12 protein-coding genes are annotated in these 16101 nt (G+C 53.4%); 6 read left to right on the top strand and 6 right to left on the bottom strand.

All coding sequences use genetic code 11. The features are described from left to right. Nucleotides 1–12: 12 nt before the first annotated feature. Nucleotides 13–1248, bottom strand: a complete 1236-nt coding sequence (locus tag DF283_RS08515; protein ID WP_303674338.1) for a glycosyltransferase family protein — start codon at nucleotides 1246–1248, stop codon at nucleotides 13–15. A gap of 198 nt (nucleotides 1249–1446) precedes the next feature. On the opposite strand from DF283_RS08515, the gene DF283_RS08510 reads away from it, so the two are divergent. The 5 genes from DF283_RS08510 (at nucleotide 1447) to DF283_RS08490 (ending at nucleotide 8129) form a co-directional block, all read left to right on the top strand. Further along, nucleotides 1447–2472: a Gfo/Idh/MocA family protein gene (locus tag DF283_RS08510; RefSeq protein WP_303674337.1), complete on the top strand. Its 1026-nt coding sequence runs from the start codon at nucleotides 1447–1449 to the stop codon at nucleotides 2470–2472. A 189-nt stretch (nucleotides 2473–2661) separates the two neighbouring features. After that, nucleotides 2662–3267, top strand: coding sequence for a hypothetical protein (locus DF283_RS08505; protein ID WP_303674336.1), 606 nt, complete (start codon nucleotides 2662–2664; stop codon nucleotides 3265–3267). A gap of 247 nt (nucleotides 3268–3514) precedes the next feature. Next, on the top strand, nucleotides 3515–6151 hold the full coding sequence (locus tag DF283_RS08500; protein ID WP_303674335.1) for a hypothetical protein: 2637 nt from the start codon (nucleotides 3515–3517) through the stop codon (nucleotides 6149–6151). Nucleotides 6152–6335: 184 nt separating this feature from the next. After that, a complete protein-coding gene (gene galE, locus DF283_RS08495; RefSeq protein ID WP_303674334.1) occupies nucleotides 6336–7331 on the top strand; it encodes a UDP-glucose 4-epimerase GalE in 996 nt (331 codons plus the stop codon). A gap of 183 nt (nucleotides 7332–7514) precedes the next feature. After that, on the top strand, nucleotides 7515–8129 hold the full coding sequence (locus DF283_RS08490) for a nitroreductase family protein (protein ID WP_303674364.1): 615 nt from the start codon (nucleotides 7515–7517) through the stop codon (nucleotides 8127–8129). Between the two features lie 26 nt (nucleotides 8130–8155). Here DF283_RS08490 and DF283_RS08485 read toward each other — a convergent pair whose 3' ends face one another. Then, nucleotides 8156–8962, bottom strand: a complete 807-nt coding sequence (locus tag DF283_RS08485; RefSeq protein WP_303674333.1) for a class I SAM-dependent methyltransferase — start codon at nucleotides 8960–8962, stop codon at nucleotides 8156–8158. A 420-nt stretch (nucleotides 8963–9382) separates the two neighbouring features. On the opposite strand from DF283_RS08485, the gene DF283_RS08480 reads away from it, so the two are divergent. Beyond that, nucleotides 9383–10864: a protein adenylyltransferase SelO gene (locus DF283_RS08480; RefSeq protein WP_303674332.1), complete on the top strand. Its 1482-nt coding sequence runs from the start codon at nucleotides 9383–9385 to the stop codon at nucleotides 10862–10864. Between the two features lie 48 nt (nucleotides 10865–10912). Here DF283_RS08480 and DF283_RS08475 read toward each other — a convergent pair whose 3' ends face one another. From DF283_RS08475 to DF283_RS08460, 4 genes are read right to left on the bottom strand one after another with little or no spacing between them, the layout of a single operon-like run. Beyond that, nucleotides 10913–12502 (bottom strand): DHA2 family efflux MFS transporter permease subunit, encoded by a 1590-nt coding sequence (locus tag DF283_RS08475; RefSeq protein ID WP_303674331.1) that lies wholly within the window; start codon nucleotides 12500–12502, stop codon nucleotides 10913–10915. Then, nucleotides 12499–13134: a TetR/AcrR family transcriptional regulator gene (locus tag DF283_RS08470; RefSeq protein WP_303674330.1), complete on the bottom strand. Its 636-nt coding sequence runs from the start codon at nucleotides 13132–13134 to the stop codon at nucleotides 12499–12501. Before DF283_RS08470 ends, DF283_RS08475 begins: the two co-directional genes overlap by 4 nt. Continuing rightward, nucleotides 13131–14444 carry an HlyD family secretion protein gene (locus DF283_RS08465; protein ID WP_303674329.1) on the bottom strand — a complete coding sequence of 438 codons (1314 nt, stop codon included), beginning with the start codon at nucleotides 14442–14444 and terminating at the stop codon, nucleotides 13131–13133. The genes DF283_RS08470 and DF283_RS08465 overlap by 4 nt, the downstream gene beginning before the upstream one ends. A 44-nt stretch (nucleotides 14445–14488) precedes the next feature. Further along, a complete protein-coding gene (locus DF283_RS08460; RefSeq protein WP_303674328.1) occupies nucleotides 14489–15859 on the bottom strand; it encodes an efflux transporter outer membrane subunit in 1371 nt (456 codons plus the stop codon). Between the last annotated feature and the right edge of the window lie 242 nt (nucleotides 15860–16101).

Genomic DNA, 16101 nt, shown 5'->3' with positions numbered 1-16101 from the left:
CCTCCACTACAGTTACTTTAAAAGCATGGCAACTTTGTGAACTTCAAGCGCATCCAGAATCATCTGGGCCCGATGTTTCCAGTGATGTTTTTCATTCACCAGACTGCGTCCGGCATCGGCGACCTGCTGTAACCGGTCCAAATCGCCCAGCATGGCCCGAATTTGGTCCGAAAACGTATCAGCGAGATTGGGAGATAATTGAAAATTAAAAATATTTTTCTCGTGTTCAAATTCACTTCTCAATCCGGGAATATCCTCACTCAGGCAAGCCGCCCCCTGATGCATGGCATAGGTCAAACGCTCGTGAATACCGGCCCGGTTGTTGGGCATGATATTCAGCACGACCTTGCTTTGCCCCATAATGTGTGGCGTCTCGGTAAAACTGACCGCCGGCAGAAATGTCATGTTCCCGGTGCGATGCTCAAATTGCTCCCAGCCGTTACCGAAAATCGCAATCGGATAATCGCCCAAGGCTTTCAGAACGTGATTTCTTCTGAAAATTCGAATGTAGCGATCAATATCACTGAGCAGACACCCCATTTTTTCCGGGGAAAGCTCCAATGGGTAGAGGCCTCCTGCCTCCATACGCTCAAAGAAAATGTGATGCAACTCACGCTCAGTCTCAAACTTGCCTTGCTCGATAGTGTCCCAGACCACCGTGTTCAGAATTTTGTTACCGTAGTCCAGCCGCTCCTCAGCCTCTTTCAGACTGGACAAGCAACTGCCAAAAAACACCAGATCATAAGGCCTCTCAGCAATGGGTACAATCTCTTTCACCACCTGCCGCCCGGCCAACTGAAGACAGGCATCCACGGTATTGGGCTTTCTGAGGTAATTGAAATAAAAATCATGACTGTTTTGATTGCTGAAAAAAATCAGCCTCTGCTGCAGAGCGTAGGTAATCCGATCCCAGTGGTAAAACGGATGATCCACAAACCAGCTGACCACCGGCACCTTAATCACGTCGTAAAGCGGTTTGTCTTGACACATTAACGACAAGCCGTTGCCATTAAAAGAAATAAAGAACTTAATGCCCCCGGAAATTTTCTTCAAATCCTCAATATAGTCTTCCTGGTTGAGATCGACGACCGCAATACTCTCGCCAAGCTCCTGAAAAGCCTCAGCAAGATGATCAACAAAGATTCTCAGTACATCGTACTGACTGCCGCCCTTCACAAGCACAATCTTCTGGGACAATTTTTTACCTTGGATTACCGGCTTTTGGGGAGACTTCAAAGCTGGATGCATCGACAAAAACTCACTTTCACACTTGAACCGAAGGTAACAACCAAAACAAAAAAATAAAGCGAACCTGAACTAACGAAAAAATACACAATTTATAGCAGGGGATACTTTCATTATAGTGTTAATATTTTAATTGTTATACTCTATTCGGTTGATTTCACTGGGTTTTTAGAATTTCAGAAATCTGACAAGTGAGTGTCCATGCTTAAAATTGGCGTTATCGGTTTTGGTTATTGGGGCCCCAATCTGGTGCGAAACTTTCACGCCGTGGAAGACGCGCAGGTGGTCATGATTTGCGACCGGGACGAACGCGCCCTGCAGCGAGCCCACAAGATGTTCCCCGGCATGCCCACCTGCTCGGACAGTGAGGATTTGCTACACTCGCCGGGAATCGACATCGTGGCTATTGCCACCCCGGTTTCTGCCCATTATCATCTGGCCAAAGAAGCCCTGATAAATGGCAAGCACGTTTTTGTGGAAAAACCGTTTACCGCCAATTCTCGTCAGGCGGAAGAACTAATCGCCCTGGCCGATGCCCGGGGACTGCTGATTATGGTGGATCACACCTTTTTGTTTACCGGCGCGGTTTGCAAGATTAAAGAACTGCTGGATGACAACGTGATTGGGGACGTGATGTATTACGACTCATCCAGGGTCAATCTGGGATTGTTCCAGTCGGATGTCAATGTGGTGTGGGATTTGGCCCCGCATGATTTTTCGATTATCAATCACCTGATGCCGGACGCACCGGTGGCTATTTCGGCGCAGGGCATGGACTTTTTCTCCGATGGTAGTGAAAGCGTGGCCTACGTGACCGCTCATTTCAGCGGCAAGCGTATTGCCCATTTCAATTTCAACTGGTTTTCCCCGGTCAAGATTCGGCGCACCCTGATTGGGGGAAGCCGAAAGATGCTGGTCTGGAACGATCTGGTTCCCGATGAAAAAGTCAGAGTGTATGACAAAGGGGTCATTCTGGATGTTAATGACGGAGACCTGGCCTCCATTGTGCAATACCGGACGGGCGACATCTACGTTCCCAAGCTGGATGGGCATGAGGCCTTGCTGAAAGAGTGCGAGTATTTTATCGCCTGCATCAAGTCGGGGCAAAAGCCCATCAATGATGGCCTTGCTGGCCTGAAAATCGTCAAAATGCTGGAAGCCTGCGACGCTTCCATGAAACGAAATGGACTGCCCGTTGAGCTGGATTTGGCCGGTCTACCGCTGTAGCCCGTGCTTGATAGATGGTGATTGATTGCCATTAAGTGAGCCCCTGAATGGGAGTCGCCACGCAGTTAATGTTGGGGCTTGAAAAATTTTGGACTGAGTCGGCGCACGGTGGAACCTGAACAGTCTGCCTTCGTCAAGGCTGAGAACCCTGCTTCGTATTGCCCCCTCGTCAGCCAAGGAGTTCCCCGCATGCCTGAATTATGGCTTGAGACCCTGTCCGTTGCCGCTCACTGTTCCGCAGACTGGGAGAAGATGACTGGCGATCATCAAAAGCGCTTTTGCCAGCAATGCCAGTTAAACGTCTACAACTTGTCCGGCATGACCCGAGACGCCGCCGAAGCACTGATTGCAGACAGTGAAGGACAGCTGTGCATCCGGTTTTTCCGACGGGCCGATGGCACCTTGCTGACCCGGGATTGCCCGGTCGGGCTGAAAACGTTGCACCGAAAACGGTTCATGAAAAGGTTCGGGAAAATAGCGGCGGTGGCCAGCATGGTGACCGTTGCTGGACTGTTTTATGTGCGACCCGCCTCGGCAGTGGAGCCCAATCAGGGAAATATGACCCTGGGGGAAGCGCTTACACCCCGCAAAATGGAGGCAACTCAGGGCGGCATGGCCTCAATGAAAGCTACTGAGCCCAAAGGGAATATCCCCACTTCGAAAAAGCCCTGCAAACTGCCCCCAAGACCCAAGAAGCCTGTCCCCGGAACATCGGTCACCCCCCCGCTCAAATTGTCCCCCGCCGCTGAACCCCACCAGGTGATAATGGGGAAAGTGGCCGCCCCCCGGGATTAACGCCTTTCAGTCATTCTGAACAAACCATTGGCGAGCCAATGCATCCTGGCGTCAGGTTTTGGCGAGCTAAACACTCGTTCTATAATCGTTTTATTAGGCTTTTGTCTGTGTTTGACATGCAAAAAGCACTTATTGTACGGTAACCGTAGTATTTAAAGCGGGCTCTCTGACTCTAAACCAGACTTTAAGCGCTCTCTACTTGCATTTCGCCGATGGGCGACCCATCTTGTCACAGGTATCTTTCTCTATGTTCACTTTGGATTCCCATTCCCCGTCACTTCCGCTCCGGAAGCGATTTTCTCCGCGCTTTAAAGGACATCAGGCGGAAAACAGAAACCGCCAATTTTCCAGCGAGCAGGCTGAGGCTCTGGCCACGTTGGTGCTTCAGCAGGATGCCACGGCCAACCCCTTACTGGATCACCAAAAGCCGCGTGGCTACGCAAAAATACCTGTGCTGCTTGAAAAAGGCGGAGAAAAACTCTCCAGCATGACGGCCAGCGTTGATTTTTTACCGCATCACGTATCGGCAACCACCCAAAGTCTCCTGCAGTGGGCTCAGAAAAAAATCAGCCCCTCCAGCCGCAGGGACGAGTTGAAAGCCGCCCATGAAGAACAAAGAATGGCTGATATCGAGCGTTTACTGAAAGCTGTGGAGCGTCAACTGCCCTTGGCAGACCTGTACGATCTGGAAGCAGGGATGCCGACGGCCGAAACCAGACGACTGCTGACTCAGGCTTTTAAGGACGAACCCAAACTGATGACGGTGATCAACAACGCCCTGACCCATCCGGCCATCGCCACGTTGATGTGGCCAGTAGTGGCCAGGCCGGATCTCCGGCAGAGTCTGGAAAGTATCGTAGCTTGGCAGCAGGAGCGAGAAAGTCACGCCCTGCCGCAAGATGACCAGAGCCTGCCTGAATCTTCCACCCTGCCCTTGGCGGCTGCCTCGTCCGAAGGTGGTTCAGCCCCGGAAAGCGGCGCTGAACTGTCCCACCGTTTACAAGCGGCAGCCGCCTTATCGGCACGAGGGGGAAAGGCACTGGCCCAAAAGCTACGGCAGTCCGAGTCCTTTCAGCTTCGCCCCATGTCCGATGCCGAGTTGAAAGCGCAATACTTCCAGAAAAACCAGTATCCGCCCCTCAAGGATCCCCACGAGTTTATGGTGCTGGAACCGGGAGAATCCAGGGTCAAGGTGACCAATCGACTGCCGCAAGCTGCGGAAGCCCATGCGGTTCAACCGTCCTGGTTCAAGCGCTTCCTACCCCATCCCAGAGCGCTGGTGCTGGATCATGCCCTGCCGATCAAGGTCACATCCAACGATCCCAACGCCCAGCTACTGATCGCCGCCTTGCTCAAGGATCAGGATTTACCGCCCATACAACCCAACACCACCGTGGCCTTGCGTTTAAGAAATGAGGCTCACTTCAAGCAACACGTCTTTCGCCCCATTGTGGATACCTTTCGCATCAGCGAAGAGATTGAAATCCGGGACCCCGGCAAACCGGGCGCGTTTAAAAAAGTGCAATTAAAAGAGGCCTGCCTGTGGCCCTTTATCGAGGCTGTCCTGCTGAGAGGGAAGGCGGGCCTGGGCCCCAACTGCAAGGTAAAAGGCAGCCAGACTCCTTGCTTCGACCTGTTGGCGGACGCCGATATTTATCAATTTACCGCCTCCGATCCGGCAGTCGCCAAGCTGCTGAACGATCGACTGCACAATAAAAACGATCCCAAATTACGGGAACTGAAAGCGAAACTGGCGGCCATTCAACTGGCGGGACTGCAATACGCGGAACAGGTTGATGTGCTGGACACGGTGGCCACCTTCTCCAAGGGGTTTGCCGCCGGGGTGGCCGGTGAACAGATTGCCAGCCACATTGGGGGAGAGGCGCAGCCCGGTGAAAACGTGTGGAAAAACCCGGCCATGTGGATTCGCTTGGCGTTTTTGAGTCTGGTGGATACCATTGATAACTGGTACGGGGAACATGGTGTGCTGGAAGCCGATTTAAAAGGCATGGACCTGAATAACAGTCACGAAGACGTTTTCGGCAACGCCCCGCCGGAGGATCCGCTGCCAGCCAGTCACTATTTTTCAGCCCGACACGCCACCCATCTGCCGGGCTGGCTGGAATCCCTGCGTCGTCGGGTTCTTCTGATGGGCGCCGGTGATGCCGACGGAAAAGCGTCTCAAGCCGTGGCCACCACCTATCGCTCAGTCGCCATGGGTGGGCTGGGAGGCATGGCCGCCTCCCTGTACGCCGCCAAGACCTTTACGGAAGCGCAACCCAAGTTGTACGAACAAATGCTGTCCACCTCCATCGGAACGCTGGGCGCCTTTTCCATTCCCATCAATTTTGGGCTGACCCTGCCCCGGGTCATGAGTTCTTTCAACGAACACCTGGAGGCCGGTCGGCTCAGGTTGCCGCCCCACGTCAAGGCCGATGATGAGAGCGCCGTTCAGACCTATATCCGGGAAATCGCCATGCAGGAAATGATGTCCAGAACCGGGCTGCAGGCATCCCTGAAATCCTACACGGTCATCCCCGCCTTGGGGCTGGTGTGGCCCGCGCAACTGGTTATTCCCCGGCCCATTTTGCAATCGGTTCTGGCCCCCTTTATGCCGGTGGCGGAAAATTTAACCCGCATGGGCATGATGCTGCACCGGGTGGATCGATCGTTCCCCAAAAGTCTTGCGGATACCGAGGGCATGGTGCTGACCGCGTATATCAACGATGAAGCGAATCTGGATCGCTATCAGCATGCCATCCGTGGGGCCTTCAACGGCACCTGGTCTCAGGTCACCGCCCAGGGCATGAATATTTTCACGTATCCGCTACAGTTGGCCATGACCCATCGAAAACACATTGATTTTCATGACGGGCCCGAATAACAAATCGAACAGAAAATACCAGGTCACCCGAATAGATTGAACCCAATTTTTTTCAAAATTTTTAAGGACAGTCAGCCTTCCCATTTTTAAAAACCCTGCAGGCAGGATAAGGCCCGTGTGGCGCATTGGTTCTGAGTTTGAGGTATGCTAGTATTTCCGGTATTCAATGACTGAGGTGAGGATTATGGATTTGGTAACCGGTGGGGCCGGTTATATCGGCAGCCATTTTATCAAGGCTTATCTGGATCGTTTTCCCGAAAGCGAGCTGGTAGCGGTAGACAACCTGTCGCAAGGGCATGCGGAAGCCCTCTCATTTTCACCTCGTATTCACTTTGAAAAAGAAGACATTGGCAATACAGAGGCTATGGTGGAAATCCTTCGAAAATACGAGGTCAAAACAGTCATACATTTTGCGGCCAACTGCTATGTGGGAGAGTCTCAGGAAAACCCGGCCAAGTATTTTCAGAACAACTGCGTCCATACTTTAAACCTGTTCAAGGCTATGCAAATTTGCGGCGTAAAGCAAATCGTTTTTTCCTCCACCTGCGCCACGTATGGCAACCCGGTTTATTCGCCTCTGGATGAGCAGCATCCGCAAAATCCCATCAATGTGTATGGGTCCACCAAGTTAATGATCGAGCAGGCGCTCAGGGCCTATTCACTGGCTCAAGGCTGGTCTTACGTGGCCTTGCGCTATTTCAACGCAGCCGGTGCGGATGAAAGCGGCCTGATCGGTGAGCGTCACGATCCGGAAACGCATCTGATTCCGCTGATCCTGCAAACCGCCCTGGGTAAACGCAAGGCCATCCAGATTTACGGCAATGATTACGAGACCCCGGACGGAACATGCATTCGGGATTACATCCACGTCAACGATCTGGCATCAGCCCATATCGCGGCGATTCAATACCTGAGAGCCAACCCCGGTGGAGAGATTTTTAACCTGGGCAGCACCCGGGGTTCATCCGTACTGGAGGTGATTAACACCTGCCAAAGCGTGACGGGCCGGGAGATTCATGTGGACTATTCCGCCCGCAGAGCGGGAGATCCCCCCATGCTGGTGGCCAATGCCGAAAAAGCCCAGCGCTTACTGGGATGGACAACCCAGTACGACTTGCGGAAGATCGTTGAAACCGCCTGGCAGTGGGAGCAGCATCCTCAATTCCCGAGCGGACGATAACCGCCAAGTGACGGTGTTTTCTCGTCGAAGCCCGGCATCCAATTGCGCTTAATTGGGCTTAAAAATTTCTTCGTTTTGGGCATAAGCACTGTTGATCGCCGAGAAATTTTACAATTTGAATTCGCCTGACCGGTTGATGCTAAAATATCAGAAAATTGTCTGGAGACTGCCACTGTGACTGTTATGACCCCACTCGATACCTTGTCCGCCATCGAACAACGGCGATCCGTTAAACATTATGATCCCGCCTTTGTCATGCCAGACGATCACAAGCAGCGTCTTCTGTCCCTGGCCTTACTTTCTCCCAGTTCATTCAATATCCAGAACTGGCGCTTTGTGGTGGTCGATGATCCAGAAATTCGTCAAAAACTCAAAGCAGCCGCCTGGAATCAGGATCAAGTGACCGATGCGTCCTTGCTGATTGTGCTGTGCGCCAACCTGAACAGCTGGGCGGAACAGCCCGAGCGCTACTGGCAAACCGCTCCCGAAGAAGTTCGTCACTTTTTAGTCACCGCCATCACCAATTTTTATGCGGACAAACCCCAAACCCAGCGGGATGAAGCAATGCGTTCCTGCGGAATTGCCGCCCAAACCCTGATGCTGGCCGCCAAGTCCATGGGTTATGACGCTTGCCCCATGGTGGGTTTCGACCCGGAAGCAGTGGCCCGGATTATCCGCCTGCCGGAGAACCATGTGATTGGCCTGATGGTGGCCATTGGCAAGGCCGTGCAGCCCGCTCGCCCCAGAGGTGGCCAGTTACCGATGGACGATGTGGTGATCCACAATCAATTTCCATAGTCGTCTCATGCCGTTCAGCCCATTTTCTATGATCCCGACCCAGCGGTGACCAACGCGGGCTCTGGGGCTTGATCCGGACGGCTTGCCGGAGACCCCAAGCGGCTTGCCAGAGGCAAGGTATAGGCCACAAAGGATTTGGTCATTCCCAGACAGCGCTCCTCATACAACTGGGCGTCCGGGAAAAAGCGCCGAACTTTGCCCTCATCCAGCAAACGCAACGAATCGACACGTTGCAGGCAGGTGTCCCAGGACTCACACGGCAGGCGATTCACCGGCTGAAGGGTGAGGCGTTGTTTCCAGGTCTCCACTGTACGGCCAATCCCGCCGCCAGTCAGATCAAAGTAATACAATAAAAACGCCTGTAGCGTTCTGGGCAAAAACTGATAGAACGGATAACAGGAGTGAGATTCTATCGGAAAATACAAATTGGGTGTTTGCACAAAATAAGCCTTGCCCACCCGGCGAATTTCCCGTGCCATTTTCAGTTGCTGGGCATCATCCCCCACGTGTTCAATCACCGAATTGGAAAAGACGATATCAAAGGCCTCATCCTCAAACTGGGACAAATCCGTGACATCGCCCGCCATACTGACAAAGGCGGGATGATGGCTTGGTGCGGCCTCCAGATTCAGCAACACAATCTCCAGTCCCTCGGTATCCTCGAATCCCATACTCTCCCAGAAGGACAAGGTTCCACCGGCATCCAGAATTTTCAAGGGTCGGGGAAATTGCGCCAGCCAGGCTTTAAAAAATAAAAATCGCTTTTGTCGCATTTTCCAGGCCAGACTATTGGGATTATAAGAGTCAAAAATTTTCTCTCGCAGAATATTCATGGGATGATCTCAAGCCTCACAACACTATTTTTCCAGGATGCCCAGCGGCACTTTCGGTCACTAAAAGTCTATTCAAGTGTTCTGTTCAGGAGGCATGTCTGGCATTGCAGCAAGCAATTCACACAAGCCCGTTTCTATTGTTCCTGAGCCAGCCCATGAAAAAAACTGTACAGGTAGCCAGACACCGCAGAAAAAACTAGACGCCTCGGCTAGGCAGCCTGGTGAGCATATGGGCCAAAACACAAGGGACGCAAGGCTGTCATAGATTTCCTGAATTCGCTATGCTTGCCCCCAAAAGTTGGCTGAACGTTTAACCCGTGAAACAGGCGGCTGGTTGGCCTATCCCTTCTAAAGTGATATGGTATGAAAGTGAAATTCCCCAAACCCTCCCAGTCACACAAATCCCAGAGAAAAGCCCCAATGTCCCGCCCGATTGATCCTGAAACCACCGGCCTCCGCTGGAATTTTGACAACAGCTACTGCCAGCTGGCACCCTGCTTCTTTACCCGGCAAGCCCCTAACCCCGTCCGTGACCCACGACTGGTGATATTCAATCATTCCCTCAGTCAGGAGCTTGGGCTCTCAGGTACCACAGAAACCGAGCCCTCGATAGCGCGAGAATTGGCCGGAAATCAGATTCCAGTGGGTGCCGAGCCCATTGCTCAGGCCTATGCCGGTCATCAGTTTGGGCATTTCGCCATTTTAGGCGATGGGCGGGCGATTTTATTGGGAGAGCATCTCAGCCCCAGCGGACAGCGCTTTGATATTCAACTGAAGGGCGCTGGACAAACGCCTTACTCTCGGAGAGGCGATGGGCGGGCCGCCCTGGGCCCCATGCTGAGAGAGTACATTATCAGCGAAGCCATGCATGCCCTTGGAATCCCCACCACTCGCAGTCTGGCCGTGGTAAGCACCGGCCAGCCCGTCTACCGGGAAACCCCACTGCCGGGAGCCATCCTCACCCGCATCGCCGCCAGCCATATTCGGGTTGGCACGTTTGAATACGCCGCCACCCAAGGGGATCTCACCCTGCTTCACAGCCTGGCCGATTACACCATACAGCGCCATTACCCCGAATGCGCGGAAGCCGAAAATCCCTATCTGGCCCTGTTACAGGCAATTTCCGAGGCACAGGCCCGCCTGATTGCCCGCTGGCAGCTGGTGGGTTTTGTTCACGGCGTCATGAACACGGATAATATGAGCATCGCCGGAGAAACCATTGACTATGGCCCTTGCGCCTTTATGGATGCCTATCATCCCCAAACAGTGTTTAGTTCCATCGATCAACAGGGGCGCTACGCTTACGGCAATCAGCCGTTAATGACTCAGTGGAATCTGGCCCGACTGACCGAAGCTCTGCTGCTCCTCTTGCACCCCGATCGTGAAGAGGCCTTGGCGTTGGGACGCACAGTGGTTTTTGAGTTTCCAGAGCGCTTCCAGCATTACTGGCGAATCGGGATGAGCGACAAACTAGGCCTGTTTACAGAAGAATCTTCAGACCAGGCGCTGATCGAAACGCTACTGGCCTGGATGCAAAACACGGCGCAGGATTTCACCCACACTTTTCGCAGTTTGGGTTCGGAATCTCTGGCCGATCAGCCTTTTTTCCAGGATGCCGCTTTCACCGACTGGCACGATGCGTGGCAAGCACGATTGAGCCGACAGCCTCAAACACCCGATCAGGTTCGCGCACACATGAATGCCCACAACCCGGCCATTATTGCCCGCAACCACCTTGTGGAAGAGGCCTTGCAAACTGCCAGTGAAAAAAACGATTTGAGCCTGCTTCACCAATTGCTGGAAGCACTCAGGCAACCTTATCGGGATCTACCCCAGTTTGCCACCTATCAAACACCACCGCCCCCCAGCGTAGAACCTTACCGTACTTTTTGCGGCACCTAGTTCCAAAAGCGTGTTGTGAAAAAAAATACTCGTCTGAATTTTATTTTTCTAATGAGCGCCAAGGCTGCTATCTGCACTGGCACTTGGTTTTCCCAAAAAGAAAATCAACCACATGGAAACCAGAAACACCACGCCCATAAACCAGAAAATATCGCCGAAAGACAGAATAGCCGCCTGCTGGTTCAGCATGCCATCCAGCAAGGCATAAGCCTGATGCTGGGCCTGGGCCATCGAGCTACCTTGCTGATGCAGATACTGAACCATGCCCTCAAAGCGGGCACGGGTGGCCGCGTCATACAGGCTAATGTGTTCACTTAATATGGTCCGATGAAAATTTTCCCGCTGGGCCAGCAAGGTGGTCAGCAAAGCGATGCCGATACTACCGCCAATTTGTCGGGTTAAGTTGAAAAAACCGGAAGCGGCGGCAATATCCGCTTTTGGGATGGGCCCCAGCGTGGCCAGCGTCAGAGGCATAAACATCAAGACAGTACCTGCCCCACGCCAAATCAATGGCCAGTAGAGGCTTTGCTCATTGGTATCCGGGTTGATGCCAGACAAGACAAACATGGTCACGGCCAAAATACTGGACCCAATGGCCACCAAAACCCGAGCATCGATCCACGTGGTTAATTTGGCCCCTAAAATCATAAACACCGCCGAGGCCAAGGCTCCCGGGAGCAACAAAAATCCGGTTTGTTCCGCGGTGTAGTGCAGCATGGACTGGGCAAAAATGGGCAGGGCAAAAAGCGCCCCATACAAGCTCATCCCCAATACCATGGAGTACAAACTCCCCGCCATCAGGGAACGGTGCCGCAACACCCGTAAATTGACCGCCGGATAATCAATACTCAACTCCCGCCAGATGAACAGGGCCATGCCCACCAAACTCAGAATCGCCATGGTTACAATAAAAGGCGAGGCAAACCAGTCATCCTGCTGCCCCTCTTCCAGCAAGGTTTGAAAACAGGCGAGGCCCACAGTCAGTAGGCCAATGCCCCACCAGTCCACCCGTCGGTTCATCTCTTTATTGACACGATCCGGGGCGAAGAAGATGTAGGCCGCCACCACAGCGATAATGCCAAAGGGTATATTGATAAAGAAAATCCACCGCCAGCCCAGGGCGTCGGTTAAATAGCCTCCCAAAGTTGGGCCCAGTGCCGGCCCCACCATGACCCCCAACCCAAAAACGGCTTGCGCCAAACCCTGCTCGTGCGCCGAAAAAGTTTCAAAGATAATGGACTGCCCCTTGGCCAGCAAGCCCCCGCCCGTCAACCCCTGAATCACACGCGCCACAACGAGCATGGACAAACTGGTGGAAAGTCCGCAAGCCACCGAGGCCAGCGTAAACCCGATTAGGCAGAAAATAAAATAGTTTTTCTTCCCAAAATAATCGCCCAGCCAGGCACTCAGGGGAATCATCACCACGTTGGCGATGGCATAGCCGGTTACCACCCAGCCGATTTCCGAAAGCGTGGCCCCCAGATTACCCTGCATTTCGCTCAGAGCCACGTTGACGATGCTGGTATCAATGACCTCCAGCAACGCTCCCAGAGAGGCCGTAATGGCCACTGCCCATTTCCACCAGGCCGGTCTGGCCGAGGGCTGATCCTGAGTCATGGCCATTACATCGGCGGTCATCGCATCTCCTTTTCATGGCCAATGGCTTGGGAAGGAGAAAGCCCCTGAATAAAAACTGACAGCGCCGTGTGCAGGTAATCATCCGGGGTGAAGTGGGTGGGCACCACTTTACGACGCAGCATAAACCCCATCAGCATACTCACCAGCATTTCTACCAGTTGCGTGGAATCCAGCTCCGGGCGTACTTGCCCCAGTTCTTTTGCACGATCCAGATAGCTGATTAAATGATGTCGCACCGGCGTCCAGGCGGCACAGGCAATCTGGTGGGCCGCTTCAGGCTGGCGATGGGCCTCCCCCACCATCATGCGCACCATGGGTTCATGCTGATACAGGACCTCCTGATAAACCGTGGCGTAGTAAGTCAGGTCCTGACGCAGATCGTTATGGCCCATATTGGAGCTTTCCAGCGCCTCTCGAATCTTTTGCGCGGCTGACTCCACCAACGCCTTCAGCAGCAACTCTTTACTCTGAAAAATACGAAATAAAGTGGTTTCATTCACACCGGCCACCTGGGCGATTTCCCGGGTGGTGGCCCCTTTAACGCCTCGCTCGGAAAACACCTGCAAAGCCGCTTGCATGAGGCGATCTCGGGTACTCATACCACTGGACTGGGCAGACATTCGAGGCGTCATTTTTTGTCTCCTGCGCCTTTGGCGGCGGACTGATCCGGCTTGTACCCTACATTCACGGTGACCAGCGTTGACATGCCTGGCACCAACAGTTGCTCATAGCCCTTGAGGGTATCGGCACTCAAGAGAATTTTGACCGGCACCCGCTGTACGATTTTCGTAAAATTTCCGGTGGCATTCTCCGCCGGAAGCAAGGCGAATTCGGCGCCAGCGGCCGGAGAAAAACTGGCGACCACCCCCTTAAAGTGGTGTTGAGGAAAAGCGTCCACCTCGACCTCCACCGGCTGACCGGGCCGCATGCTCCGAAGCTGTGTTTCCTTGTAATTGGCCACCACCCACAGTTCAGGGCTAACCACAGCCATCAGTGGTTCTCCAGCCTGAATGCGCTGGCCCACTTCCACCGTTTTCTTGCCAATGCGTCCAGTGACAGGGGACACAATACGGGTGTAGGAGAGATTCAACCTGGCCTGACGCACTTTGTCCTCTGCCATTTTCACGGCCACCAGCGCCGCTTCATACTCCCCTTGCGATACCCGCACCTGCATGCCTTGGGCCTGGGCGCCCTGAACCACCCCTTTGGACTGGGTCAATTTGGCGTAGTTGCCATTGAGCATACTGCGCATTTGTTGCGCTCTGGCCTGGGATTGCTTCAAAGCCGATGCGGCGGCGGCCTCAGCGGCCTGCGCATTTTTCAGCTGCGTTTCAATGGCGTCGCGTTGCTGAGCGGATACCGCATCGGGGTTGACCCCCTGATAGCGCTGAAAATCACTCTGGGCTTTATGGAGTAACACGGTTTGCTGCTGTAGTTGAGCGTAGGATTGCTGCACGGCAGCCTGAGCCTCTTCCAATTGTTTTTCCACCTGAGAAATACCAGCCCGTGAAGCGCTGAACCCTCCCAAGGCCTGAGTCAGTTGAGCGCTACTCTGCTTTTTGGAAAACGCAACAGCGTTGCCAGCCGTTTCAGCCCGGACCTTGGCATTCAGGAATTCATGCTCAGCCTGAGCAAGGGCCAGTTGATAATCCTGATCATCAATAATCGCCAACAACTGTCCTTTTTGAACGGGAATGTCATCATCAACCAGCACCGTCGTGATGGTGCCGGGAATCCGGGCCGCCACCGGATGAATGTGCCCTTGCAGGCTGGCGTTATCGGTTTGCTCGTACTGACTGCTGTGCCAGTACCAAACCAAACCCAGCAGGCCAACCCCCAGTAAACCAGCCACCACAAGGCCAATGACCTGAGCAGAGGCGAGCGCTTTGCCTGAAAAGGCTCTGGGGGTTTTGACGGCGGGAGGAGAAATCGTATTCAACATGATTGAAGCCTCATACTTATAAATCGCGGTGTGGATGGCAGGCCTTAAAATCCACCGCCCAAAGCCTTGTATAGGCTGATGGTGGCAATGGCGGCATCGGCTTTCTGTGCCAATAAGGCTTGCTGATACCGATTGAGTTCACTTTGGGTTCTCAAAACATCCAGCCTGGCAATCAGCCCCTGTCGCAGCAGGGATTGATTCAGCAGCCATTTCTGCTCAGTGACTGTCATTTGCCGCTGGGTGGCATCCTGTTGAGATTGCAGGCTTTTTAATGCGCTCAAACTGTCTTCTACTTCCTTCAGTCCCGTCAATACAGCCAGACGATAATTTTCCAGCGCTTCTTTTTGTTTGGCCTTTTTGTAATTCAACTCCGCGCTCAATTGTCCGCCGCGAAAAACCGGTTGATTGAGCAACAGATTCTGCACATTAAACACATTGGACCAGTCCCACAGCTTGCTGAATTGCAAACCGGCCGTGCCCACCAGCGATCCTATATTCAGGGTGGGCAAAAAGGCCTTGCGAGCCACTTTGACATCAATCCGGGCGCTTTCCAGCAAGGCCTCTTGCGCCAGAATATCGGGTCGACGGCTCAGCAGTACCGCGGGCATACCAGCGGGTGTTTCCGACGGTAATTCCATTTGCGTAAGGGTTCGGCGCTCCAGTTGCCGGGCCATCGCCGGGGGTGACCCCGTGAAAATGGCCAGTTGATGACTCCACAGCGCTTGTTGAGACTGCAGGCGCTTGACCGTATTTTCCGCCGCCAACGCGTCTCTCTCAGCATCCAGCACAGTTTTCTGATCGGTCAGTCCCGCTTCATACCGAGAAGTTTCCAGGGTGGCGATTTGCTTTAGCAAGGTCACTTGTTGTTGCTGGTGATCCAGCAGTGCATCAGTGCGCAGCAAGTTGATATAGGCGCCGCTCACCTCTCCCAGAACGGCGGTAACAGCGGCCTTGCTCTGTAGCTCAACGGCTTCAGTTCTTTTTTTTGCCGATTGCACACCATCCCAGTTTTTACCAAACCAGTCGACTTCATAAGAAAGCTGCAGTGGTAAATTGTACAAAAACTGGTTGCGGCTCAAGGGCAACTGCTGGGTGAGATTGCTCGGCAGGCCCAAGCGGTAGACGCTGGGGCTCAGGTTGACGCTGGGCAGTTCTTTGGCCACTGCCTGGCGCACCAAAGCCCGGGAAGACTCCAGTTGATGCAGGGCTATCTGAATGGACGGACTGTTTTGAATGGCCGCCTGAATGTAGACCGTCAGCTGCGGATCGTGGAAGCTCTCCCACCACAAGCGATCCGGAAACTGGTTGCTGAAGGTGTGAGCGGACTGATGCTTCCCCGAATGATCCAGAACCGGATTTTCCAACTCTCCCCAGGATTGATAGACCTTGACGCCCGCTTGCTTGACCTCGGCCATCGCCGGCTGAAATAAGGAAGATAAGAATAAGGGAGATAAAAGGATCAAGGCCGAAACGGCGCCAGCAACACTTGCAACTTGTTGAACAGACCTTGCCCCTATGCGGGAGGGATTTAACATAAATCACCCTTTGGGTTACGTGAGGATGCAAAATCAGGTGGATACCAGTGACACGGAGCATCTTGCTGGATGTGGAAACGAGTCATTTCATCACCGATTGATGAGGTATTTTCACTTTAAAC

Source organism: Vampirovibrio chlorellavorus (assembly GCF_003149375.1).
GTDB classification, from domain to species: Bacteria; Cyanobacteriota; Vampirovibrionia; order Vampirovibrionales; family Vampirovibrionaceae; genus Vampirovibrio; species Vampirovibrio chlorellavorus_B.
This window is presented reverse-complemented; position numbering and strand designations above follow the sequence as displayed.